Source organism: Massilia eburnea (assembly GCF_009720745.1).
Lineage (GTDB): Bacteria > Pseudomonadota > Gammaproteobacteria > Burkholderiales > Burkholderiaceae_D > Rugamonas > Rugamonas eburnea.
On the sequence record NZ_WNKX01000058.1, the window covers coordinates 1 to 1,655 of the forward strand.

1 protein-coding gene is annotated in these 1,655 nt (G+C 71.2%); it reads left to right on the forward strand.

Annotated features, from left to right (window positions below; translation table 11 throughout):
- The coding region (locus tag GM658_RS28535) for a PAS domain-containing hybrid sensor histidine kinase/response regulator (protein ID WP_155457499.1) at nucleotides 1-1,655 on the forward strand (1,655 nt) is incomplete at both ends.

Here is a 1,655-nt window from a genome sequence, read left to right on the forward strand (position 1 = left end):
GCAGCGTCGGCCAGCCGCTGGTGCTGGCCGGCTGGCGGCGCGACGGCAGCCGCTTCGACGCCGAACTGACGCTGGCCGGCCATGCGGCGGACGGGGTGCCCGGCTATGCCGCCTTCGTCACCGACGTCAGCGGCAGCCGGCGCAGCGAGGAAGCGGCGGCGGAGCAGCTCTCGGCCCTGGCCAGCGCACAGCTGGAACTGGCCGACAAGGAGCGTTTCCTGCGCACGGTGGCCGACCACAATCCGGCCGCCATCGGCTATGTCGACCGCGGCGAGATCTACCGCTTCGCCAACCGCAGCTACCAGACCCTGCTCGGCATCGACCCGGCCGGCATGATCGGGCGCAGCGTCGAAGAAGTGTTGGGCAGCGTGCTGTATGCGCAGATCGCCACGCATGTGCAGGCGGCGCTGCGCGGCGAGCGGGTGCACTTCGAGACCGATACCGAGCGCGCCGGCTGGCCGCGCCACTTCATGACCGACTACATCCCCGACACCGACGCGCAAGGCGAGGTGTGCGGCTTCCACGTCGTCGCGCTCGACATCACGGCGCGCAAGCGGGCCGAATTGCAGCAGCAGGAAACCAGCCGCGCCAAGAGCGCCTTCCTGGCCAATATGAGCCATGAAATCCGCACGCCGATGAATGCGGTGCTGGGCATCGGCCAGCTGCTCGAACGCACCGCGCTCAGCCCCGAGCAGCAGGAGTATGTGCGCCTGATCCGCGCCTCCGGCGGCGCCTTGCTGGCCCTGGTCAACGACATCCTCGACCTGTCCAAGATCGAGGCCGGCAAGCTGGCCGTGGTAGCGGCCCCGTTCCAGCTGGAGGAGCTGGCGGAGGCGATCGCGGCGGCGATGCAGGCGGCCAGCGTGGGCAAGCGGCTGGACCTGCTCCTGACGCTGGAGCCCGATATGCCGCAAGGCCTGGTGGGCGACCTGCAGCGCCTGCGCCAGGTGGCGCTGAACCTGGTGGGCAACGCCATCAAGTTCACGGCCGAAGGCGAGGTGCGCGTGCACCTGGGCGTGAGCGCGCCGGGCAGCACGATGGAAATCCTGCAGCTGACCGTGTCCGACAGCGGCATCGGCATGAGCGGCGAGCAGCTGGGGCGCCTGTTCAACCCCTTCGAGCAGGCCGAAAGTTCGACCTCGCGCCGCTACGGCGGCACCGGCCTGGGGCTGTCGATCTCGCAGCAGCTGGTGCAGCTGATGGGCGGCACCATCAGCGTCAGCAGCGAGGCCGGGCGCGGCAGCGAATTCGTGGTGTCGGTGCCGCTGCAGCTGGCGCGCCGCCAGCGCAGCGAGGACAGCACGGCGGGCGTCCTGGCCGGCATGCGCGTGCTGCTGGTGGACGACCACGTGCCGACACTGCATTACCTGGAAACGCAATTGCGCCACTGGGGCTGCGTGGTGGAAGCGTATGACGCGCCGCCGGCGTTCGCCGCCTCGGCCGGCCCCGGCAGCGCGCGCGACGTGGCGCTGGTCGATTCCGCCTTGCTCGACGCCGAGGGCGCCGGGCGCTACGACGGCCTGTGCCTGGTGGCGCTGAACCGCAGCCTGGATCGCCAGCCCGGCCCGGGCGAAGCGGCGGCGCTGGCCAAGCCGCTGCTGCCGGCGGCTTTGCGCCTGCTGCTGCACGGCTTGCGCGGACGCGGCGCCACGGCC